This is a genomic window from Cryobacterium sp. (assembly GCF_025463825.1).
GTDB lineage: Bacteria > Actinomycetota > Actinomycetes > Actinomycetales > Microbacteriaceae > Cryobacterium.
On sequence record NZ_JAODBG010000140.1, the window covers coordinates 1 to 21,468 of the forward strand.

A 21,468-nucleotide genomic window follows, 5' to 3' on the forward strand; every position below is an offset into this window, starting at 1 on the left:
CAGGCGCCGCTGCGCGGGTGGCGCGCCACCCGCGCAGTGGCGCCTTGCCCGCGTATCGCGGGGGCGGCGGTGGAGGTGGGGCGCGTCACCCGCGGAGCGGCGTCATGCCCGGGTGCCACGACGAGAGGGCCGGCCCTGGTGGGCCGGCCCTCTGCGGGTGGTGCGGGTGGTGCGGGTGCTGCGGGTGGTGGGGAGGCGCCGGGGCGCCGGATGTGCTATTCGCGGGCGATCATGAAGATGCGCAGCAGCTCCACGTACAGCCACACGACGGTGACCATGATGCCGAACGCGCCGCTCCAGCCGAACTTGCGCGGAGCCCGGTTGTTCACGCCGCGCTGGATGAAGTCGAAGTCGAGCACGAGCGAGTACGCGGCCATCAGGACGGCGAGGACACCGATGATCAGGCCCAGTTTGAGGTCGAACCCGAGGATGTTGATGCTGCCGCTGCGCATGCCGAATGCGCCGTCGACGGCACCGAACATCATCATGCCGAAGTTGACCAGGGAGAAGACGGCGTAGCCGACCATCGCGATGAGGAAGACCTTGGTGGCCTTCTTCGACGCGCGGATTTTGCCGCTGGAGAACAACGCCAGGGTGACGCCCACGACCACGAGGGTGGCGATGACGGCCTGCACGACGACGCCCGGGGCGATCTGCTCGAACACACGGGAGATGCCACCGACGAACAGGCCTTCCAATGCGGCGTAGGCGAGGATCAGGGGCGGTGACGGCTCCTTCTTGAACGCGTTGACCAAGCCGAGCACGAGCCCGCCGATCGCGCCGAGGATGAGCAGGAACGGCATCACCGGGGTGAGCACCCACGCCGTCGCCGCGGCGGCGAGCAGGATGGCGAAGGACAGGACCGTCTTGCCGATCGTGTCTTCGTAGGTCATCCGGTCGGTGTCCTGCGAGCCCGCCGACGGCGCGTTGTACAGGTCCTGCAGGTCGCTGTCGGAGAGCACCTTGGACGTTGCAACGGCGCCGGGAGCGCCGAACGCGGCGTTTCGGAATGCGGGGTTGGAGGTTGCCATGGTTTCCTGCCTAACAATCAGCTGGTGGGAATGCGCCTTCACGTGCGCGCTAGTCTGTGCAATAAATCTACTGGAACAAACCGTAGTTTGCTGAGAGTCTACTCAGGGTTCACCGCACGGCCGGCACCGCCGGCCGGCCCAGCCGCCGTTGCCTCCCGCGGCACGGCCGGCGCAGGACTGAGCGGGGCCGCCGGACCAGCCTCCGGAGCGGACGCCGCAGCGACCGGCGGAGCCGTCCTCCTGCCCGCCCGGGCCAGGCGCCATGCGGCGATCCGGCGCCACCGCCAGATGGCCAGCGCCCGGCCCAGCCAGGCGCACAGCACCATCGCCGCGGCCCCGCTGAGCAGCCCCACCCAGTTCTGCCCGTATTCGTTCAGGGCGGTCTTGAGCGCGAAGCTCAGCACGATCACCGGCACCAGAGCGAGGTAGCTCAGCGTCGGCCGATGCCGGGCGAACAGCCATCCGGCCAGCAGCACCGCGAACGCCCCCACGAAGTCGGGACCGGCGACAAGCACCAGCGCGGCGACCAGGCAGGGCAGCAGCACCAGCAGCCGGCGCCACAGGGCTCCGGGCAGAACCAGCCAGCCCAGCAGCTGCACCGCCGGGCCCAGCAGCAGGAACCACAGGCTGTAGGTGCTGGTGAGCGTGGTCGCCGCCGCGCCGAGCGCGATCGTGACCAGCCCCACCCCGTACCGCCACCGCGGGTCGCCCCAGCGCACCGGCGGGGTGGGTTCGGTCCAATTGCTCATAATCTGTGATTCTGGCAGGCCGCGGCTAACCTTGGCTCATGAAACCCCTCGTGATCGGCCACCGCGGCGCCAGCGGTTACCGGCCGGAACACACCGAGGCCGCCTACAGCCTGGCCTTCGCCCTGGGCGCGGACGCCGTCGAACCGGACATCGTGGCCACCCGGGACGGTGTCCTGGTCGTGCGGCACGAGAACGAGATTTCCGGCACGACGGATGTGGCCGATCACGCCGAATTCGCCGGCCGCAGGGCCGAGAAGGTCATCGACGGCGTCGCCGTGACCGGCTGGTTCACCGAGGACTTCACCTGGGCGGAGCTCGCCACCCTGCGCGCCCGGGAACGACTGCCGGCGCTCCGCCCCCTGAGCGCCAGCTTCGACGGGCTCCTGCCGATCCTGCGGTTGCGGGACGTGTTCCGTCTCGTCGACCGTGCCGAGGCGCCCCTCGACCGCGAACTCGGCCTGGTGGCGGAGATCAAGCACGCCAGCTACTTCGAGTCGATCGGGCTGCCGCTGGATGAACTGTTCGCCGCCGAGGTCAACGAGGCCGGCTGGAACACCGGTGAGGGCCGCCTCACCATCGAAAGCTTCGAGCGCACCGTGCTCGCCCAGGTGCAGGCGCGCGGGATCTTCGGCCGCCGGGTGTTCCTGCTCGAGGCCACCGGCGCGCCCGCCGACCTCGTCGCCCGGTTCGGCGACAGCGCCACCCGGTACGAGGACTACCTCTCCGACCGGGCGCTGTACCAGCTGGGCCACCAGCTCGACGGCATCAGCGTGCCCAAGTCGCTGATCCTCAACACCGACGCGAACGGTGTCGTGGACGGTGCCACCGACCTCGTCGACTCCGCCCACGCCGCGGGCCTGGAAATCTACACGTGGACGCTGCGGCCGGAGAACCGGTTTCTGGCCCCGGCCTTCCGGGTGGGCACCCGCACGGCCGATTTCGGCAACTGGCAGGCCGAATTCCGCACGATCCTGGACACCGGGATCGACGGGGTCTTCGCCGACCAGCCGGACCTCGCTGTCTTCGTGCGCGACAGCCTCGCCGCGGGGCTGCCGCTGCCCGTACCGCATCCGCTCACGTATCCACTGCCGCACCCCGTGCCGACTCCGCTCACCCCGGCCTGAACCGCCCGTTCCCGGCGCGCTGTCGGCGGCTGCGCCTAGAATTGGCTGGCCATGACATTGTCCTCAGACCTGCCCCACACCCCCGCTCCCAGGCCGTCGGCGACCCCGATCATCCTGGACGGGCGCTCCGGTCCGAACGGCCCCGGTTCGACCGGGGACGACTCGTATCACAGCCCCCTGCTCGACGGGCTCAACCCGCAGCAGCTCGAGGCTGTGCAGTACCGCGGCCCCGCCCTGCTCATCGTGGCCGGCGCCGGCTCCGGCAAGACCAGCGTGCTCACCCGCCGGGTCGCCAGCCTGATCGAGAGCCGCGAGGCGTGGCCGAGCCAGATCCTCGCGATCACCTTCACCAACAAGGCCGCCGCGGAGATGCGCGAGCGGGTGCGGGGCCTGCTCGGCCAGGCCTCCGACGGCATGTGGATCAGCACCTTCCACTCCTCCTGCGTTCGGATCCTGCGCCGCGAGGCCGAGAGCGCCGGCCTGTCAACGAACTTCAGCATCTACGACTCCGCCGACAGCAAGGTCACGATCAAGCGCATCATCAAGCAGCTCGACGCCGACACCCTCGGTTTCACCCCGGGCAATGTGGCGTCGAAGATCTCCAAGCTCAAGAACGAGCTGGCGGATGTCGACTCCTACGCCCGCAACGCGAACATGAGCGACCCGCAGGAGGTCATGTTCGTTGAAATTTTCCGCCAGTACACGCGCCGGCTGCGCGAGGCGAGCGCCCTCGACTTCGACGACCTGATCGGCGAGACGGTGTTCCTGTTCCGTGCCTTCCCCAAGGTCGCGGCGCTGTACCGGCGCCGGTTCCGGCACATCCTGGTCGACGAGTACCAGGACACCAACCACGCCCAGTACGCGCTGGTGCGCGAGCTCACCCGCCCGGTCGAGCCCGAACTGGCCGACGACATGGAGGATGCGGGCCTGCACGTTGCGAACCTGCAGGATGCCTCCGGCCAGATCCCCGGCGCCTCGCTGACCGTGGTCGGTGACTCCGACCAGTCCATCTACGCCTTCCGCGGCGCGTCCAGCCGCAACATCACCGAGTTCGAACGGGACTTCCCCGGCACCAAGGTGATCCTGCTCGAGCAGAACTACCGGTCCACCCAGAACATCCTCTCGGCCGCGAACGCCGTGATCGGCAACAACTTCGACCGCCGCGAGAAGAAGCTGTGGAGCGCGGGCGGCGACGGCGACAAGATCGTCGGCTACACCGCGTACAACGGTCACGATGAAGCCCAGTTCGTCGCCGACGAGATCGAGGTGCTGCACGCAGCCGGCATGGCCTACCGCGACATGGCCGTGTTCTACCGCACCAACGCGCAGACCCGTGCGCTCGAAGAAATCCTGGTTCGCGCCGCGGTGCCGTACCGCGTCGTCGGCGGCACCAAGTTCTACGAGCGCGCCGAGATCAAGGATGCGCTGGCATACCTGATCGCCGTCGCCAACCCGCAGGACGAACTGGCGCTCCGCCGCATCCTGAACACCCCCAAGCGCGGTATCGGCCCCGCCACCGAAACCCAGCTGGCCAGCTTCGCCGAGACCAACGGGATCACCTTCCGGCAGGCCATGCGCGACTCCGGCGGCCTGGGGCTCGGCCCCAAGGTGACCGGAGCCATCCTGAAACTGGCGACCCTGCTCGACACGGCCGCAGCCATGACGGACCCGGGAAACCCGGCCGGGGTCTCCAACGTCAGCGACCTGCTCACCTTCCTCCTCGACGGCAGCGGTCTGCTTGCGGTGCTGCGGGCGAGCCGGGACGCGCAGGACGAGGTGCGCGCGGAGAACATCGAGGAACTCGTCGCGCAGACCAAGGACTTCAACCGGGAGAACCCCGACGCCGGCCTGGTCGACTTCCTCACCCAGGTGTCGCTCGTCGCCGCCGCCGACGATCTGGACGACGCGTCCGGCACTGTGTCGCTAATGACCCTGCACACCGCCAAGGGCCTCGAATACGAGGCGGTGTTCCTCACCGGCGTCGAGGAGGGGCTGCTGCCGCACCAGATGTCGGCCGGCGAACCCGGCGGGCCCGCCGAGGAACGTCGACTGTTCTATGTGGGCATCACCCGCGCCCGGCAGCGACTGTACCTGTCGCTGGCGATGACCCGCGCCCAGTTCGGCGAGGTGAACGTGGCGATGCCCAGCCGCTACCTGCAGGAGATCCCGGCGACCCTGATCGACTGGAAACAGTCGCCCGGCATGGCCAACTCCCGCGGCGGCTCCCAGCCCCGGGCGCTGAACGCCCGCCGGGACGGCGGCGGGTTCGGCGGCGGCGGATTCGGCTCCCGCAGCGGGACGCCCGGCCAGCTGCCGCCCGCGCCGAAGCCGAAGACCGAGTGGGCCAACCGGATCACCGCCCAGGTGCGTGACAACGGTGACCTCACCCTGAACGCGGGCGACCGCATCCGCCACGTCGACTTCGGTGACGGCCGGGTCAACCAGGTCACCGGTGAGGGCACCAAGCGCATCGCGCATGTGCAGTTCGACACCAGCGGGGCGAAGAAGCTGCTGATCAAGGTGGCACCGATCGAGAAGATCGAGTGAGCGGGCCGGTCCCCGACGATACGGCGGATGCCCACGGGCGGCCGGAGACCCTGAGGCAGTGGGCGCGCTCCGTGCGCGCCCTCGACCTGGAGGTCGCGACCCGGGCGACCGTCGCGATGGTGATTCCGCTCATCGTGCTGGTTCTGGCCGGGCGGATCGACTGGGCGGTCTACGCCTCGTTCGGCGGAATGACGGCCCTGTTCGGGCGCAGCGAACGATACCGGTTGCGGGCCCGGTCGGTGAGCGTGGCGGCGGCCGGGATGGTCGGCGCCATCGCCTTCGGGTTGGTGCTGGCCGCCGTCGGGGCGCCGCTCTGGCTGCTGACCGCCGGCCTCGTCGTGGTGCTGGTGTCCGGAGTGCTGCTGATCAGCACCATGGGCCTGTTCCCCGGCACGCCGTTGTTCTTCGTGTTCGCGTTCACCGTGTGCTCCCAGGTGCCCACCGACCCCGACCAGGTGCTGACCCGGCTGCTGGTGGGCGTGGCCGGGGCGGCGTTCGCCTGGGTCGTGACCATGTCGGGATGGCTGCTGCGCCGGGCCGCGCCCGAGGGGAGCGCCCCGCTGTTCAAACAGCTGCCGCGCCAGCCGTTGGTCAATCTCGCCGCATACCGGGACGCCCGGGTGTGGCTGTCGATCGCTCAGATGGTGGTGGGCAGCCTGATCGCCGGCGGCCTGGCCATGCTCGTGGGCATCGGGCATCCGTATTGGGCGGTGGTGAGCGTCGTGGCGGTGCTGCCGCCGCCTCGCGCCCGGCACTCCACCTCCCGTGCCTTCCACCGCATCTTCGGAACCGCCATCGGCGTGGTGCTCACGGCGCTGGTGCTGCTGCCGGGCCCCCCGGTCTGGGTGCTGATCCTGGTGATCGCCATCGGCCAGTTCGGCGCCGAAATCCTGGTGGGCAAGCACTACGGCGCCGCGCTGCTGTTCATCACCCCGTTGGCGTTGACGGTGTCGCACCTGGGCAGTCCGATTCCGGTGTCCGGACTCCTCGTCGACCGGGTCGTCGAGACCGCGCTGGGCGGCGCCGTCGCCCTCGTGATCGTGGTCGCCACCCGCGCCGGCCTGGCCCGATCGGGAGCGCGTCAGGGCGCCGCTGGGGCCTGATCGGAACCGGCGAAACTCGCGGTCGTTCCGCCTTGTCGCCGCCTCCCGACGCAGGTACGGTGTCTCGCAACGGAAGAGCCGCAGCGACAGGCCGGCCCGCCGCCCGACACCTTTCGCCAGAGGCAACGCCCCAGGAGGCTCGACATGACCAGCGACGCAAACGGCCTGTGGCCGACCGACCCGGAGGCCCTCGACGACAACCGCACCGTCGACGACCTGGAGATCCCCGACGACGAGACCGAGGAGGTCGAGGTCGACGACACCGACGAGTGGGGCGACGACGCCGACAACCGGCCCGTCGACCTCGACGACGACGACACCGACCTGGCCGACCTCGAGCGCTGACCGAGCGCCACCCAGGGGGTGGTCAGCGGGAGGCGGGGCGGCGCACCCGGCGCACCAGCAGGGCGACCGCGCGCCAGCCGAGCAGGAACACGCCGATCACCAGGAACGTCACCACGACGAAGCTGAGCTGCACACCCTGCCCGCTGGCCACCCGCAGGAGCAGGCCCACGGCCACCGTGATCACCCAGACGCCCAGCCCGGTCCGAACCAGGTGCAGCGGTGTGCGCCAGGCCCGCAGCACCAGCCAGGCCACGACCAGCCCGACCAGGAACGGCCACCAGGTGGCGAGCACACCCCACAGGCCGTCCTCCCCGTGGCTGGCGCGGCCGATCACCACGAACACGAGCAGCAACCCGGCATCCAGCCCGGCCGCGAGGGAGACGAGGGCGAGGCTGGAATTCCGATACGGCATGGGCCCAGAATACCGGCCGGCCGCCCGTCCGGGCGTGCCGGGGAGTGAAGCGCGGCGCGCTCCGCGCCTCGGCCGCCGATCGAAGACGGTAGAGTTTGAGATGGTCAGCATCTCTCGACGTCGAGCTAGTTTTCGCGTGGGGGAGCCGGATCACCACACCCCATGCACGGAACGCTATGACGCGGATTGGAAGAGCAGCGTGGATCTTTACGAATACCAGGCCAGAGACCTGTTTGAGCAGTATGGAGTCCCGGTTCTGCCGGGAATCGTCGCAGACACTCCCGAGGAGGTGCGCGCCGCGGCCGAGAAGCTCGGCGGCGTCGTCGTCGTCAAGGCCCAGGTCAAGGTCGGCGGCCGTGGCAAGGCCGGCGGCGTTAAGGTCGCCAAGACCCCGGATGAGGCGGAAGCCGCCGGGCGCGCCATCCTGGGCCTGGACATCAAGGGCCACACCGTGAACCGGGTGATGGTCGCCGGGGGAGCCCGCATCAAGCAGGAGTTCTACTTCTCGGTGCTGCTGGACCGGTCCAACCGCTCCTACCTCTCGCTCGCCAGCTACGAGGGCGGTGTGGAGATCGAGGTTCTCGCCGTCGAGAAGCCCGAGGCGCTCGCCTACGTCGCGATCGACCCGAACGCCGGCATCGACCTGGCCAAGGCCACGGAGATCGCCGTCCAGGCGAAGTTCCCGGCCGAGCTGGTCGACAAGGTCGCACCGGTCTTCGTGCAGCTCTACAACGTCTACAAGGGTGAGGACGCGAGCCTCGTCGAGGTCAACCCCCTCGTACTCACCGAAGAGGGCGACATCATCGCCCTCGACGGCAAGGTCACGCTGGACGAGAACGCCGGTTTCCGGCACCCGCACCACGCCGAACTCGAAGACGCGGCCGCTGCCGACCCGCTCGAGGCCAAGGCCAAGGAAAACGACCTCAACTACGTCAAGCTCGACGGTTCCGTCGGTGTCATCGGCAACGGTGCCGGCCTGGTCATGTCGACCCTGGACGTCGTCGCGTACGCGGGCGAGCACCACGGCGGCGTGAAGCCGGCCAACTTCCTCGACATCGGCGGCGGAGCATCCGCTGAGGTCATGGCCGCCGGCCTGGACGTCATCCTCGGTGACCCGCAGGTCAAGAGCGTCTTCGTCAACGTCTTCGGGGGTATCACCGCCTGCGACGCCGTCGCCAAGGGCATCGTCGGCGCGCTCGCCGAGCTCGGCTCCGCGGCGAACAAGCCGCTCGTCGTGCGTCTCGACGGCAACAACGTCGAAGAAGGCCGCCGCATCCTCACCGAGGCGAACCACCCCCTCGTCACACTGGCCGCCACGATGGACGAGGGCGCCGACAAGGCCGCCGAACTCGCCCACGCCGCCCGCTGATCGAGCCCGTCGAGATCAAGGAAAAGGAACAACATGTCAATCTTCCTCAACAAGGATTCCAAGGTCATCGTGCAGGGCATCACCGGCGGTGAGGGCACCAAGCACACCGCCCTCATGCTCAAGGCCGGCACCCAGATCGTCGGTGGCGTCAACGCCCGCAAGGCCGGCACCACCGTCGTGCACGGCGGCGTCGAGCTGCCCGTCTTCGGCACGGTCGCCGAAGCCATGGCGAAGACCGGCGCGGATGTCTCCATCGCGTTCGTGCCGCCGGCCTTCACCAAGGACGCCGTTCTCGAAGCCATCGACGCCGAAATCGGGCTGCTCGTGATCATCACCGAGGGCGTGCCGGTGAAGGACTCGGCCGAGTTCTGGGCCTACGCCAAGGAGAAGGGCAACAAGACCCGCATCATCGGCCCGAACTGCCCCGGCATCATCACGCCCGGTGAGGCGCTCGTGGGCATCACCCCGGCGAACATCACCGGCAAGGGCCCGGTTGGCCTGGTCTCTAAGTCGGGCACCCTGACCTACCAGATGATGTATGAACTGCGTGACCTCGGCTTCTCCACCGCCATCGGCATCGGCGGCGACCCCATCATCGGCACCACCCACATCGACGCCCTCGAGGCGTTCGAGGCCGACCCGGAGACCAAGGCGATCGTCATGATCGGCGAGATCGGCGGCGACGCCGAGGAAAAGGCCGCCGAGTACATCAAGGCGCACGTCACCAAGCCCGTCGTGGGATATGTAGCCGGTTTCACCGCACCGGAGGGCAAGACCATGGGCCACGCCGGCGCCATCGTCTCCGACGGAGCCGGAACCGCACAGGGCAAGAAGGAGGCCCTCGAGGCCGCCGGGGTCAAGGTCGGCAAGACGCCGAGCGAGACCGCGACCCTGCTGCGCGAGGTTCTTGCCGCGCTGTAGACCGCATCATCCGTGACAGGGCCCGCCGATCCGGCGGGCCCTTTCTCGTGTGCGGGGCGGCGAGTACGATACCCGCACACGCGTGCCCGCACGACGCGGATGCGCACCGCTGCGACAGGAGGACCATGTCCCGCAACGATGCCACGGTTCCGGTCAGGCCCGATCCGGCCCTGCCGTCGGGCAAGGGCCTGGCCGCCGGCACGCTGGGCCTGTTCGGCTCCACGGTGATCGGACTCGCCTCAACGGCCCCGGTGTACTCCCTGGCCGCGACGCTGGGCTTCGTGGTGCTCGCCGTCGGCGCTCAGGCTCCCGTGGTGTTCGTGATCGCGTTCATCCCGATGTTGCTGGTGGCGTTCGCCTACCGGGAACTGAACCGGGACATCCCCGACTGCGGAACGACCTTTACCTGGGCGACCAAGGCGTTCGGCCCGTGGGTGGGCTGGATGGGCGGTTGGGGAGTGGCAGTGGTCGGCATCGTGGTGCTCGGCAACCTCGCCCAGATCGGCGGCATCTACTTCTGGTTGCTGGTGGCGCCGGAGCTGGCCGAGAACGAACTCATCGTCACTGTCGCCGGGTGGTGTTCATCGTGCTGATGGTGTGGGTGAGCTACCGGGGCATCGAGATCGGTGAGCGGCTGCAGAACGTGCTGCTGGGTTCCAATACCTGGCGCTGGTCCTCTTCACGGTGTTCACCCTGTGGGCGGTGTTCGACGGCAGCGCCTTGGCCGGCTCCACCACTCCGCAGGCCGAGTGGTTCAACCCGTTCGCGCTCACCTCCTTCAGCGGCCTCGTCGAGGGGGTGCTGCTGGCCCTGTTCATCTACTGGGGCTGGGACACCTGTCTGTCGCTGAACGAGGAGACCAAGAATCTTAAACGCATCCCCGGCCAGGCGGCGGTGCTCACCCCGCTCATCCTGCTGGTCACCTATGTCGGCGGCGCCGTCGCAGCGATGGCCTACGCGGGACTGGGCACCGGCGGACTGGGCCTGGGCAACGAGGGCAACGCCGACGACGTATTCATCGCACTCAAGGACGCCGTATTCGGGCCGTGGGCCTGGCTGCTCGTGGCCGCCGTGATGATCTCCGCGGTCTCATCGACCCAGACCACCATCCTGCCCACTGCCCGCGGCACCCTTGCCACGGCCGTCTACAAAGCCCTGCCCCGCCGCTTCGCCCAGGTGCACCCGCGCTTCTACACCCCGTCGTTCTCCACCCTCATCATGGGCATCGTCGCGGTGGTCTTCTACGTGGGGATGACCCTGGTGTCGTCCAACATCCTCAACGACACCATCCTCTCGCTGGGCCTGGCGATCGCGTTCTACTACGCCATCACCGGCTTCGCTTGCGTGTGGCACTTCAGGCGCGCCCTGTTCACCAGTTGGCGGAACGCCTGGATGCGCTTCGTCTTCCCGCTGCTCGGCGCGCTGCTGCTCACGGCCGCGTTCGCCTTCTCGGTGGTGGACATGCTCGACCCCGACTACGGATACACCGTGCTGTTCGGGGTCGGCGGCGTCTTCGTGGTCGGCGTGGGTTCCCTCCTGGTGGCCGTTCTCGTCATGATCGTCTGGTCGTTCTTCCCCGGTGCCAAGCCGTTCTTCCGCGGCGAGGCGCTCAACCGCGACACCGCGGTGCTGGTGCCGGACGAGGATCTGCCGGTGACCCGGTCGGTGGACGGCGGCATCTAGCGCGGAGTATTCACGGGATTCGGCGCGGGCCCGGCGGGGTACGACGAACCCGCAGCCCGGCCAAGGTAAGCTCCCACTCGGATATGAACCGTATAACGACAGCCCTGCTCGCCGCGCTCGAGGCGCTCATTGTCGTCTTCAGCGGCGTGGGCATCGCCCTGGTGCCGCTCACGATCCTGTGGGGCACCCACTACGGCCTTGGCATCGACTGGTTCGTGTTCTGGCGGGCCGCGGTGGACGTCTGGCTGCTCGGCAACGGCGTGGACCTCGGGGTGCAACTCCCGGTCGACGTGTCCGCGTCGCTGGGCCTGGCCGGCTCTGAACTCCCGTTCACCCTCTCCATCGGGTTGCAGGGCTTCGCCCTGATCGCCGTGCTGCTGGGCGTGCGCACCGGCCGTCGCGCCGGCAGCACCGATTACAGCCTCACCGCGGCCGGGGTCGCTGTGCTCAGCTACGGTGCGCTGGCCGCGCTGCTCACCTTCTCCGCCGGCACCGCCATCGTCACCCCGGCGCCCGTGCAGGGTGTCCTGCTGCCCACGCTGGTCTTCGCCGCCGGGGTGCTGATCGGGCTGGTGACCGCGCCCCGGACGGTGCCCGTGCTGCCCGGCTGGGTGCTGCGCCCCCTCGATGACCAGCTGCACCGCATCCCGGCGGAGGTGCGCAGCCAGATCGGCGCGGCGTTGCGCGGCGGGACCGCCGTCGCTGCCGCACTCATGCTCGTCGCCGGCCTGGCCGTGTTCGTGTCGGTGCTGGCCAACTTTGCCACGGTGATCGGACTCTATGAGACCCTGCAGGCCGACGTGATGGGCGGCATCGCCCTCACCATCGGCCAGCTGGCTCTCATCCCCACCCTGGTGATCTGGGCGGCCAGTTGGTTCATCGGCCCCGGCATCGCGCTCGGCACCGGCACCAGCGTGTCCCCGTTGGGCACGTCCCTGGACGCGGTCCCCGGCCTGCCCCTGTTCGGCGCCCTGCCGCACGGCACCCTCGAATTCGGGTTCCTCGGCCTGCTCGTGCCCGTGCTCATCGGATTCATCGTCGCGGTCCTGGTGCGGCAGGGCCTGGACAAACGACCGGGCGCGCCGCACGGGCGGGTGCGGTTGCTCGTCACCGGCGCCCTCACCGGCGTCGTCGCCGGCCTCCTGCTCGGCTTGCTCGCCTGGTCGTCCGCCGGGGCGATGGGACCGGGCCGGCTGGCCGACATCGGTCCGAACCCGCTGCTGGTCGGCGCCCTCACCGCCCTGGAAGTGGGCATCGCCGCCGCACTCGGTATGCTCGTCGGTGGCCGTCGGGCCAGCGCGGATTCGCGCGCCGAGGAAGTCTCAACGAAACGGTAGGCTCGGATGGTGCTGTCATTGGTCGTATTGATCTCCGGCGGAGGCTCGAACCTGCGCGCGCTCCTCGAGGCGTCCCAGGACGCCGAGTATCCCGCCCGGGTGGTCGCCATCGGCGCTGACCGGGACGCAGACGGGCTCGAACTCGGTGAGGAATTCGGCATCCCCACCTTTTCGGTGCCGTTCAGCTCGCACGCCGACCGGGACGCCTGGGGCGACGAACTGCTCGAGCAGATCCGGCAGTGGCAGCCCGACCTCACCATCCTCAGCGGCTTCATGCGGCTGCTGCCGCCGCGGGTGGTCGCCGCGCTGTCGCCGCACCTGATCAACACCCACCCCGCCTACCTCCCTGAGTTCCCCGGCGCCCACGGTGTGCGCGACGCGCTCGCCGACGGCGCCACCCAGACGGGCGCCAGCATCATCGTCGTCGACAACGGGGTGGACGACGGCCCGATCGTGAGCCAGGAACGGGTGCCGGTTCTTGCCGGTGACACCGAGGACTCACTGCACGATCGCATCAAACTCGTCGAACGCCGCCTGCTCGTGCAGGCCGTGCTCGACATCGCCAACGGACACGTCGATCTCAAGGAGCATTCCCCCATATGAGCGGTCACACCAACGCCCGGAGCCTGTACCGCGACCGGGATGCCATTCCCGTGCAGCGCGCGCTGATCTCGGTCTCAGACAAGACCGGCCTGGTCGAACTGGCCGACGCCCTCGCCGCCGCCGGCGTGGAGATGGTCTCCACCGGCTCCACCGCCGCCACCATCCGCGGGGCCGGCCATGATGTCACGGATGTCGCCGCCGTCACCGGGTTCCCGGAGTCCCTCGACGGCCGGGTGAAGACCCTGCACCCGAGCGTGCACGCCGGGATCCTCGCCGACCTCCGCCTCGAGGCGCACGAGAACCAGCTCGCCGACCTGTCCATCGCCCCGTTCCAGCTCGTGGTCGTGAACCTGTACCCGTTCGTGGAGACCGTCGAGTCCGGTGCCGAGCCCGCCGACGTGATCGAGCAGATCGACATCGGCGGCCCCGCGCTGGTGCGCGCCTCCGCCAAGAACCACCCCAACGTGGCCATCGTGGTCGACCCGGAGAACTATCCGGAGATCATCGCCGCCATCCAGGCCGGCGGCAGCACCCTGCGCCTGCGTCAGAAGCTTGCCTCCCTCGCGTTCGAGCACACCGCCAACTACGACCTGAGCGTGTCGGCCTGGTTCACCGAGAACGTCTACGACCAGTGGCAGGACGACTCCGAGGCGCTCGGCGAAGAGATCCTCGAGGCCTTCGACGCCATCGTGGGCGCCGCCACCGACGACGCCACCGACCTGCTGTTCCCCAGCTCCCTGGCCATCGAGGCCACCCGCGGCAGCGTGCTGCGCTACGGCGAGAACTCGCACCAGGCCGCCGCCCTGTACCTCGGCGAGGGCGGGCAGGGCATCGCCCAGGCCAAGCAGCTGCACGGCAAGGAGATGTCGTACAACAACTACGTCGACGCGGATGCCGCCGTGCGCGCGGCCTTCGACTTCGCCGAACCGGCCGTGGCGATCATCAAGCACGCCAACCCGTGCGGTATCGCCGTGGCCAACCCCAAGGCCCCGGACGCCATCGCGTCCGCGCACCACCGCGCGCACGACTGCGACCCGGTGTCGGCCTTCGGCGGCGTCATCGCCGCGAACCGCGTTGTCACCCTTGGCATGGCCGAGACGGTCAGCCAGATCTTCACCGAGGTGCTCGTGGCCCCCGGTTTCGAGCCGGCCGCGTTCGAACTGCTGTCCGCCAAGAAGAACATCCGCCTGCTGGAACTGCCCGCCGACTACCGGCGCTCCTCGCTGGAGCTGCGCCAGATCTCCGGCGGCCTGCTCGTGCAGGAGACCGACACCTTCGACACCCTGGACACGTCCGAGTGGCGCCTGGTTTCCGGCCCCGAGGTGGACGCCGCCACCCGTGCCGACCTCGAGTTCGCTTGGCGCGCCTGCCGGGCGGTGAAGTCGAACGCGATCCTGCTGGCGCGCGCCGGCGCATCCGTGGGCGTCGGAATGGGCCAGGTCAACCGGGTCGACTCCTGCCACCTGGCCGTGAGCCGGGCCGGCGCCCGCGCCGAGGGCGCCGTCGCGGCCTCCGACGCGTTCTTCCCCTTCGCCGACGGGCTCGAGGTGCTGCTGGAAGCCGGCGTCGCCGCCGTCGTGCAGCCGGGCGGTTCGGTGCGCGACGAGGAGGTCATCGCCGCGGCGACGGCCGCCGGGGTGTCGATGTACTTCACCGGGGAGCGCCACTTCTTCCACTGATGCGGCAGCGGGTCCACGCCGGGCGCGGCATCCAGACGACGGATGGCGCGCCCGTGTGTGTGCGCGCTCGTGACGCGAACCTGCCCGATTGTGCGGCCTTTCCCAGCCTCGCCTGCCAGACTGGGTGGTCCACGTGACACCGCCGTTGCAGACCTGTACAGACCTGACACGGAGAGGCCACTCGTGATCGACATTTTCGGCATGCCCCTGCCCGCCTTCCCGGTCGCCGTTGTCGCGGCGATCGTCCTCGCCCTCGCCATCACGGCGGTCGCCGCGTTCGCCTTCCGCCTGGTCGGCAAGCGCAAGGCCTGGGCGCGGGTGCTCGTGCAGCTGATCCGGGTGCCGTTCCGCATGACCATCCTGATCGGCGCGCTCTGGCTCGCCGTGGCCGGCTACCTCGACGTGCCCGCCGGCTGGGACGCCACCGTGGGCTTCGTCTTCCGGGCGCTGTTCATCGGATCGGCCACCTGGTTGGTCTGCGCGCTGCTCTACTACGCCGAAGAGATGGCCGCCAACCGGTACCGCATCGACGTGCGCGATAACCGGGTGGCGCGCCGGGTGCGCACCCAGCTGCGGATGCTGCGCCGCATCGGCATCGTGATCATCATCATCTGCGCGATCGGCACCGTGCTGCTGAGCATTCCCGGTGCCGCGACCGTCGGCGCCAGCCTGTTCGCCTCCGCCGGCCTGCTCAGCGTCGTGGCCGGCCTGGCCGCCCAGTCCACCCTGGCGAACATCTTCGCCGGCATGCAGCTCGCGTTCAACAACGCCCTGCGGGTGGACGACGTCGTGATCGTCGAGGGGGAGTGGGGCAAGATCGAGGAGATCACCCTCACCTACATCGTCGTTCACATCTGGGACGACCGGCGCATGGTGCTGCCGTCCACGTACTTCACCACCACCCCGTTCCAGAACTGGACCCGGCACAACAGTGAGCTGCTCGGCTCGATCGAGTTCGACCTGGACTGGCGGGTGAACCCGGCCGCGATGCGTGAGGAGCTCAACCGCATCGTCGAGATGACCGACCTCTGGGACCACCGGGCCGTGGTGCTGCAGGTGACGGACGCGATCGGCGGCTTCGTGCGGGTGCGGGTGCTCGTCACCGCGCAGGACGCCCCGACCCTGTTCGACCTGCGCTGCTTCGTGCGGGAGAACCTCATCGACTGGGTCAACGCCGAGAACCCCGACGCCCTGCCGATGAGCCGCGTCGAGGTGCGCCACGAACCCGAGGCCGCCCCGGTGCGCCCGTCCAGCCGCACCCGGAAGCCCGCCCGCCCGGTGATCGAGGCCCCCGGCCTGTTCTCCGGCGACGAAGGCGGCAAGGAGCGCGCCCAGCACTTCACCGAGTCCATCACGGTGCAGGACTGGGAAGACGCCCCCGAATCCCTGCCCGCTCCGCGCTAACCGTCCGCCATCAGGCCAGTGCGCCGCGGACGACGGCCTCGAAGATGGGCCGGGGATCCGTGGTGTCGTGCCGGGCGATGCGGTGCAGGATGAGGCCTTCGAAACAGGCGGCGATGGCCTCCGCGGCCGCCGGCGGATCGTGGGCGCCCATCTCGGCCAGTGCGGACACGATTCCCGCTCCCAGGGTCGCTCGTCCCCGGGACAGTGCCTCCCGCAGCACGGCGTTGTGGCCGGCCTCGACGAACAGCACCAGACGCGCCGTGGTCAGGTCCCGGTTCTGCTCTGTCGCCACCTCGAGCAGGACGCACATCGCATCGACGAGCTCGGCCGCCGAACGCGGTGCAAAGGCGCTGCGAACCGGACGACGTTCCTGCTCGACCATCCAGTCCGTGACCCCCTCGATCAGGGCGGCCCGCGTGCGGAAGTAGTTGGAGGTCGACCCTCTGGGCAGCTCCGCCCGATCATCGACGCGGGCATGGGTGAGGGCGCGCAGCCCGCCCGTGGCGAGGAGGTCGATGGCGGCGGTGAGCACGCGCTCTCGGATCGGGGACATCTGTCCACTATAGACATAGTGGACCAGACACTAGGAACGTAGTATTCTGCCCGCATGGACCCGGCCCGGGCGCGCGCCGGATCGACGCTGTACCGGTCCTTCATCCTGGGCGACGCCCAACGAGCCGGTAAGGGCTTCTACCGGGGCACCCGCCTGCGAGCGCCGACCCTGTCGCTCTACGGGAGAGTCCTCTACGGAAACAACGACCCGACCCGGCGGCACCCTGAGATCCTCGACGGCTACGCCGACTACGCCGACGACTTCAGCCTCGAGCACGTTCCCGGCACCGGCTACTACATCGCCGAGGAACGCCCCGACATCGTGGTCGACCGCACGCTCGAGTTCCTCTCCGCCGGCCGTGCCGCCGGGTAGCGCCGAGTCGCGTCCCTCTCGGGCTTCCGGCAGGCATGCCGCGGCAGGTCGCGCAGGTCGGCGGATGTTTTAGGCTGGGCGCATGACTTCCGGCGGCGAAACGACAGCAGGCACGATGCGACGGGCGCTGGTGCGCCGGCCGGCCGACAGCCTGGCCGAGGGCCAGATCACCCACATCGAACGGGTGCCGATCGATCTGGAGTTGGCCCACGCCCAATGGGCCGGCTACGTCGCTACCCTGCAGAGGGAGGGCTGGGACACCATCGAGGTGGAGCCGGCGCCGGACCAGCCCGACTCCGTCTTCGTGGAGGATGCCGTGATCATGTTCGGCGACACCGCCGTGCTCGCCAGCCCGGGCGCGCCCAGCCGGCGCGGCGAGACGGCGGGCGCGGAAGGCTCCGCACGGGCGCTCGGTCGAATGGTACGCCGCCTCGACCTGCCCGGCACCCTCGACGGCGGTGACGTGCTCAAGGTCGGTACGACGGTCTACGTGGGCCAGAGCCTCCGCACCAACGCCGACGGTACCCGGCAACTCACCGAGATCGTCGAACCGCTCGGTTACAGCGTCGTGCCGGTTCCGGTGACCCGGGCCCTGCACCTGAAGACGGCCATCACCGCGCTGCCGGACGGGTCCATCATCGGCTACCCGCCGCTGGTGGACGACCCGGCCCTGTTCGACCGGTTCCTGGCCGTGCCCGAGGCCGAGGGCACCGCCGTGGTGGTGCTCGACGAGCACACCCTGCTGATCTCGGCCGCTGCGCCCCGCACCACGGCGCTGCTCACCGGGCTCGGCTACCGGATGGTGACCGTGGACATCACCGAGTTCGAGAAACTGGAGGGCTGCGTCACCTGCCTGAGCGTGCGCGTGCGCTGACGCCGGGGCCGGGCGTGGCGCAAATCAATGCTTGCGCCACGCCCGCCGCGGGGCCTATTCTGAAAGGCTGCCTGATCAGGGGGGCATAAGACGATGATTCGACGCGCTCAGGAGGCCAACATGACACAGACAGCTCGCACCAGGATCGCACCCACTGCGACCGGCGCTGCCTATGTTCGCGCGCTCCGGCCCGCCTCCGCCTAGGCGCCGGCCCGACCACCTTCCGCCCACGAATCCACGGGCACGTACTCCTTCCCGGGTTTTCACCCTTCCCCGACGCGGTTCGCCGCGCATCCCCGGGCGCCGCCGGCTCCGCCACGGAATCCACAGCTCGCATCTCTCACTCCGAACGGCACGTCGCTGCTGCACGGGCCCAGCCAGGAATTCTTATGACCACCACCGCACCGCAGCATCCGCCCCACGTCGCGCCGGAACCGGCCGCACGCTCGAACACGTTCCGCACCCTGCTGCGGCTCTACCCCTATGCCAAGCCGGCCCTGCCGCGCCTGGGCCTGGGCATGCTCGCGGCCCTGTTCGCGTCGCTGATGGCCCTGGCGATCCCGCAGGTGCTGCAACAGCTGGTCGACGGCGCCCTCAGCCAGGGCGACACGGCGCCGATCTGGCCGGCCGTGCTCACGGTGCTCGGCCTCGGCGTGCTCGAGGCCGGCATGATCGCCCTGCGCCGCTGGTTCGTGCTCGTTCCCGGCACCCACATCGAATCCCGGATGCGCAACGCCCTGTACGCCCGGCTGCAGGACTTGCCCGTGACCTTCCACGACCGCTGGCCGAGCGGCCAGCTGCTCTCCCGCGCCATCAGCGACCTCAACATGATCCGACGCTGGATCTCGTTCGGCCTGGTGCTGCTCGTGGTGAACTTCCTCACCATCCTTGCCGGCGCCGTGATCCTGATCTCGATGAACTGGATCCTCGGCCTGATCTTCCTGGTCTGCTCCATCCCGATCTGGATCTACGGTTACGTCTTCGAGGAGAAGTACTCGGTGATCGCCCGGCGCAGTCAGGACCAGTCCGGCGACCTTGCGACGGCCGTGGAGGAGTCCGTGCACGGCATCCGGGTGCTCAAGGCCTTCGGCCGGGGCAGCTTCGCGCTGAAGAGCTTCGCCAACCAGGCCGAAGAATTGCGTGGCACCGAGATCGAGAAGGCCCGCGCCATCGCCGGCATCTGGCTGTGGCTGCTGCTCGTGCCCGACGTCGCCTTCGCGCTCTGCCTGGTGTCCGGAGTCTGGCTCACCAGCCAGGGCCAGCTCAGCGTGGGTGAACTGGTGGCGTTCTTCGCCACCGCCACCGTGCTGCGCTTCCCGGTCGAGTCGATCGGCTTCCTGCTGTCGATGACCTTCGACACCCGCACCGCCACCGACAGGTTCTTCGACGTCCTGGACACCCCGAACACCATCACGGACCCGCCGCGCCCGGTCACCATCACCACCCTGCGCGGCCGGCTGGAATTCTCGAACGTGCACTTCCGCTACGCCGACTCGCCCGAGCGGTTCCCCGACCTGCTCGACGGGGTCGACCTGGTGCTCGAACCCGGCGAGACCATGGCGCTGGTCGGGCTCACCGGCTCCGGCAAGTCCACGCTGACGGCGCTCACCACCCGGCTCTACGACGTGACGGATGGCTCGGTGACCCTCGACGGGGTCGACGTGCGGGCCCTCCGTCGGGGCGACTTGCGCCGCCACATCGCCATGGCGTTCGAGGACGCGACCCTGTTCTCGGCATCCGTGCGCGACAACGTGCTGCTCGGCCGGCCCGAGTTGGCCGAACGGAGCCCGGAGGCCGACGCGGTGCTCGCCGAAGCGCTGGACATCGCCCAGGCCGGCTTCGTGCACGACCTGCCCGATGGCGTCGACACCCTCGTCGGCGAGGAGGGCATGAGCCTGTCCGGCGGCCAGCGCCAGCGGGTGGCCCTGGCCCGCGCCGTCGCCGCGGCGCCCGCCGTGCTGGTGCTCGACGACCCGCTCTCCGCCCTCGACGTGAATACCGAGTCCCTCGTGGAAGCCGCGCTGCGGCGGGTGCTGGTGAAGACGACGGCGCTGATCGTGGCGCACCGCCCGTCGACGGTGATGCTCGCCGACCGAGTGGCGCTGCTCGAGGACGGCCGCATCACCGCTGTCGGCACCCACTCCGAGCTGCTGGCCACCAGCGGGCACTACACCTTCGTCATCTCCAGCCTGGAGGACGAGGAACGAAGAGAGTCCACCCGAGCGGAGGAAACCCTGTGAGCGTCACCGGCGTCGAAGGCGAAGAACGCCTCGACTACACCAAGGCGGAGAGCGCCGAGATCCGCCGCCGTTCGCTGCGCCTGCTCGGCTCGCTGTTGTTCCCGGTGCGTTGGAACGTGGTCATGGCGATGCTCGTCGTCGTCGTGTCCACGGCCGCGCAGGTCGCCGGCCCCGCACTGATCGCGTTCGGGATCGACCGCGGCCTGCCCGCCCTGCTCAAGCAGGACTGGGTGCCGTTGGCCGCGACCGGCGCGGTGTATCTCGCCACCGGTATCACCGGGGCGCTCCTGATCGCCTGGTACACGGTGCTCTCCGCGCGCATCAGCCAGGCGGTGCTCATCGACCTGCGGAAGCGCGTGTTCCTGCAGACCCAGAAGCTCAGTCTGGAGTTCCACGAGTCCTACACCTCCGGGCGCATCATCTCCCGGCAGACCAGTGACCTGGATGCGATCCGGGAACTGCTGGACTCCGGCATCAACCAGCTCGTTCAGGGCCTGCTCTACATGGTCTTCACCGGTATCGCCCTGGTCAGCCTCGACGGGGTGAGCGGTCTGGTGCTGCTCATCGCCCTGGTGCCGCTGCTTGTGCTCACCCGGTGGTTCCAGGTGCGCTCGCAGTACCTCTTCCGCCAGTCGCGCACAGCGTCGGCGAGCCTGATCGTGCAGTTCGTCGAGACCATGACGGGCATCCGCGCGGTCAAGGCGTTCCGCACCGAGAAGCGCAACGAGGGCGTTTTCGGCAAGCTCGTCGAGGCGTACCGGCTGGTCAACGCCCGCGTGATCCAGCTGTTCGGGGTGTTCGATCCCGGCCTGATCCTGATCGGCAACGTCACCGTCGCCGCCGTGCTGCTGGTCGGCGGGTTCCGCGTCGCCGACGGCCAACTGGCCATCGGTGCGCTGCTCGCCGCCCTGTTGTACACCCGCCGGTTCTTCGACCCGATGGAGGAGATGGCGATGTTCTACAACTCCTACCAATCGGCCGCCGCCGCGCTGGAGAAGATCTCCGGGGTGCTCGAGGAGCGCCCCGGCGTTCCGGACCCGGTCAAGCCGGTGGACCTGTGGACGTCGACGGGCGCAGTGCGGTTCGAGGACGTGCTGTTCGAATACCAGGCCGACAGGGTCA

18 protein-coding genes and 1 pseudogene are annotated in these 21,468 nt (G+C 69.3%); 15 read left to right on the plus strand and 4 right to left on the minus strand.

Features of this window, described 5'->3' with window-relative positions; genetic code table 11:
- Nucleotides 1–215 precede the first annotated feature (215 nt).
- Nucleotides 216–1,031, minus strand: coding sequence for a Bax inhibitor-1/YccA family protein (locus JWP54_RS16995; RefSeq protein WP_297374554.1), 816 nt, complete (start codon nucleotides 1,029–1,031; stop codon nucleotides 216–218).
- A 98-nt stretch (nucleotides 1,032–1,129) separates the two neighbouring features.
- Entirely contained in the window at nucleotides 1,130–1,780 is a 651-nt protein-coding gene (locus JWP54_RS17000) for a hypothetical protein (RefSeq protein WP_297374557.1), read from the minus strand.
- A 38-nt stretch (nucleotides 1,781–1,818) separates the two neighbouring features.
- Between JWP54_RS17000 and JWP54_RS17005 the strand changes: the two genes are divergently transcribed.
- The 4 genes from JWP54_RS17005 to JWP54_RS17020 all read left to right on the plus strand — a co-directional run bounded on the left by JWP54_RS17005 (nucleotide 1,819) and on the right by JWP54_RS17020 (nucleotide 6,899).
- Complete coding sequence (locus tag JWP54_RS17005) at nucleotides 1,819–2,904, plus strand: glycerophosphodiester phosphodiesterase family protein (protein WP_297374560.1); 1,086 nt, start codon at nucleotides 1,819–1,821, stop codon at nucleotides 2,902–2,904.
- 51 nt (nucleotides 2,905–2,955) lie between these two features.
- The gene (locus JWP54_RS17010) at nucleotides 2,956–5,451 is read left to right on the plus strand and encodes an ATP-dependent helicase (protein ID WP_297374565.1); all 2,496 of its coding nucleotides are present in this window, start codon (nucleotides 2,956–2,958) and stop codon (nucleotides 5,449–5,451) included.
- Nucleotides 5,448–6,554, plus strand: coding sequence for an FUSC family protein (locus JWP54_RS17015; RefSeq protein WP_297374568.1), 1,107 nt, complete (start codon nucleotides 5,448–5,450; stop codon nucleotides 6,552–6,554). Before JWP54_RS17010 ends, JWP54_RS17015 begins: the two co-directional genes overlap by 4 nt.
- A gap of 144 nt (nucleotides 6,555–6,698) precedes the next feature.
- Nucleotides 6,699–6,899: a hypothetical protein gene (locus tag JWP54_RS17020; protein WP_297374571.1), complete on the plus strand. Its 201-nt coding sequence runs from the start codon at nucleotides 6,699–6,701 to the stop codon at nucleotides 6,897–6,899.
- A gap of 22 nt (nucleotides 6,900–6,921) precedes the next feature.
- On the opposite strand, the gene JWP54_RS17025 is transcribed toward JWP54_RS17020, so the two are convergent.
- Nucleotides 6,922–7,311, minus strand: a complete 390-nt coding sequence (locus tag JWP54_RS17025) for a DUF3054 domain-containing protein (RefSeq protein WP_297374574.1) — start codon at nucleotides 7,309–7,311, stop codon at nucleotides 6,922–6,924.
- A gap of 199 nt (nucleotides 7,312–7,510) precedes the next feature.
- Here JWP54_RS17025 and sucC point away from each other — a divergent pair, with 199 nt between their 5' ends.
- The 7 genes and pseudogenes from sucC to JWP54_RS17060 all read left to right on the plus strand — a co-directional run bounded on the left by sucC (nucleotide 7,511) and on the right by JWP54_RS17060 (nucleotide 16,307).
- Complete coding sequence (gene sucC, locus JWP54_RS17030; protein ID WP_297374577.1) at nucleotides 7,511–8,680, plus strand: ADP-forming succinate--CoA ligase subunit beta; 1,170 nt, start codon at nucleotides 7,511–7,513, stop codon at nucleotides 8,678–8,680.
- 33 nt (nucleotides 8,681–8,713) lie between these two features.
- Entirely contained in the window at nucleotides 8,714–9,601 is an 888-nt protein-coding gene (gene sucD / locus JWP54_RS17035) for a succinate--CoA ligase subunit alpha (RefSeq protein ID WP_297374580.1), read from the plus strand.
- Nucleotides 9,602–9,726: 125 nt separating this feature from the next.
- Nucleotides 9,727–11,284 (plus strand): annotated as a pseudogene (locus JWP54_RS17040) (APC family permease).
- A gap of 83 nt (nucleotides 11,285–11,367) precedes the next feature.
- Nucleotides 11,368–12,621 (plus strand): DUF6350 family protein, encoded by a 1,254-nt coding sequence (locus JWP54_RS17045; RefSeq protein ID WP_297374582.1) that lies wholly within the window; start codon nucleotides 11,368–11,370, stop codon nucleotides 12,619–12,621.
- Nucleotides 12,622–12,630: 9 nt separating this feature from the next.
- A complete protein-coding gene (purN, locus tag JWP54_RS17050) occupies nucleotides 12,631–13,224 on the plus strand; it encodes a phosphoribosylglycinamide formyltransferase (protein ID WP_297374606.1) in 594 nt (197 codons plus the stop codon).
- The gene (purH, locus tag JWP54_RS17055; RefSeq protein WP_297374586.1) at nucleotides 13,221–14,903 is read left to right on the plus strand and encodes a bifunctional phosphoribosylaminoimidazolecarboxamide formyltransferase/IMP cyclohydrolase; all 1,683 of its coding nucleotides are present in this window, start codon (nucleotides 13,221–13,223) and stop codon (nucleotides 14,901–14,903) included. The genes purN and purH overlap by 4 nt, the downstream gene beginning before the upstream one ends.
- A gap of 183 nt (nucleotides 14,904–15,086) precedes the next feature.
- Nucleotides 15,087–16,307, plus strand: coding sequence for a mechanosensitive ion channel domain-containing protein (locus JWP54_RS17060; RefSeq protein ID WP_297374588.1), 1,221 nt, complete (start codon nucleotides 15,087–15,089; stop codon nucleotides 16,305–16,307).
- A 10-nt stretch (nucleotides 16,308–16,317) separates the two neighbouring features.
- Here the strand turns inward: JWP54_RS17060 and JWP54_RS17065 are convergent, their stop codons facing one another.
- A complete protein-coding gene (locus JWP54_RS17065) occupies nucleotides 16,318–16,860 on the minus strand; it encodes a TetR/AcrR family transcriptional regulator (protein ID WP_297374591.1) in 543 nt (180 codons plus the stop codon).
- Between the two features lie 54 nt (nucleotides 16,861–16,914).
- Between JWP54_RS17065 and JWP54_RS17070 the strand changes: the two genes are divergently transcribed.
- From JWP54_RS17070 to JWP54_RS17085, 4 genes are all read left to right on the plus strand, one after another.
- The gene (locus JWP54_RS17070) at nucleotides 16,915–17,232 is read left to right on the plus strand and encodes a hypothetical protein (RefSeq protein ID WP_297374594.1); all 318 of its coding nucleotides are present in this window, start codon (nucleotides 16,915–16,917) and stop codon (nucleotides 17,230–17,232) included.
- A gap of 82 nt (nucleotides 17,233–17,314) precedes the next feature.
- A complete protein-coding gene (gene ddaH, locus JWP54_RS17075) occupies nucleotides 17,315–18,106 on the plus strand; it encodes a dimethylargininase (protein WP_297374597.1) in 792 nt (263 codons plus the stop codon).
- 389 nt (nucleotides 18,107–18,495) lie between these two features.
- Nucleotides 18,496–20,346 (plus strand): ABC transporter ATP-binding protein, encoded by a 1,851-nt coding sequence (locus JWP54_RS17080; protein ID WP_297374600.1) that lies wholly within the window; start codon nucleotides 18,496–18,498, stop codon nucleotides 20,344–20,346.
- Nucleotides 20,343–21,468: ABC transporter ATP-binding protein (locus JWP54_RS17085; protein ID WP_297374603.1), on the plus strand; the 1,126-nt coding region annotated here is incomplete at its 3' end. The genes JWP54_RS17080 and JWP54_RS17085, both read left to right, overlap by 4 nt.

Bases quoted from the DNA above. Each gene is read 5' to 3' on its own strand.
- JWP54_RS16995 (WP_297374554.1), bottom strand. From the start codon at position 1,031: ATGGCAACCTCCAACCCCGCATTCCGAAACGCCGCGTTCGGCGCTCCC.
- JWP54_RS17000 (WP_297374557.1), bottom strand. From the start codon at position 1,780: ATGAGCAATTGGACCGAACCCACCCCGCCGGTGCGCTGGGGCGACCCG.
- JWP54_RS17005 (WP_297374560.1), top strand. From the start codon at position 1,819: ATGAAACCCCTCGTGATCGGCCACCGCGGCGCCAGCGGTTACCGGCCG.
- JWP54_RS17010 (WP_297374565.1), top strand. From the start codon at position 2,956: ATGACATTGTCCTCAGACCTGCCCCACACCCCCGCTCCCAGGCCGTCG.
- JWP54_RS17020 (WP_297374571.1), top strand. From the start codon at position 6,699: ATGACCAGCGACGCAAACGGCCTGTGGCCGACCGACCCGGAGGCCCTC.
- JWP54_RS17025 (WP_297374574.1), bottom strand. From the start codon at position 7,311: ATGCCGTATCGGAATTCCAGCCTCGCCCTCGTCTCCCTCGCGGCCGGG.
- sucD (WP_297374580.1), top strand. From the start codon at position 8,714: ATGTCAATCTTCCTCAACAAGGATTCCAAGGTCATCGTGCAGGGCATC.
- JWP54_RS17045 (WP_297374582.1), top strand. From the start codon at position 11,368: ATGAACCGTATAACGACAGCCCTGCTCGCCGCGCTCGAGGCGCTCATT.
- purH (WP_297374586.1), top strand. From the start codon at position 13,221: ATGAGCGGTCACACCAACGCCCGGAGCCTGTACCGCGACCGGGATGCC.
- JWP54_RS17065 (WP_297374591.1), bottom strand. From the start codon at position 16,860: ATGTCCCCGATCCGAGAGCGCGTGCTCACCGCCGCCATCGACCTCCTC.
- JWP54_RS17070 (WP_297374594.1), top strand. From the start codon at position 16,915: ATGGACCCGGCCCGGGCGCGCGCCGGATCGACGCTGTACCGGTCCTTC.
- ddaH (WP_297374597.1), top strand. From the start codon at position 17,315: ATGACTTCCGGCGGCGAAACGACAGCAGGCACGATGCGACGGGCGCTG.
- JWP54_RS17080 (WP_297374600.1), top strand. From the start codon at position 18,496: ATGACCACCACCGCACCGCAGCATCCGCCCCACGTCGCGCCGGAACCG.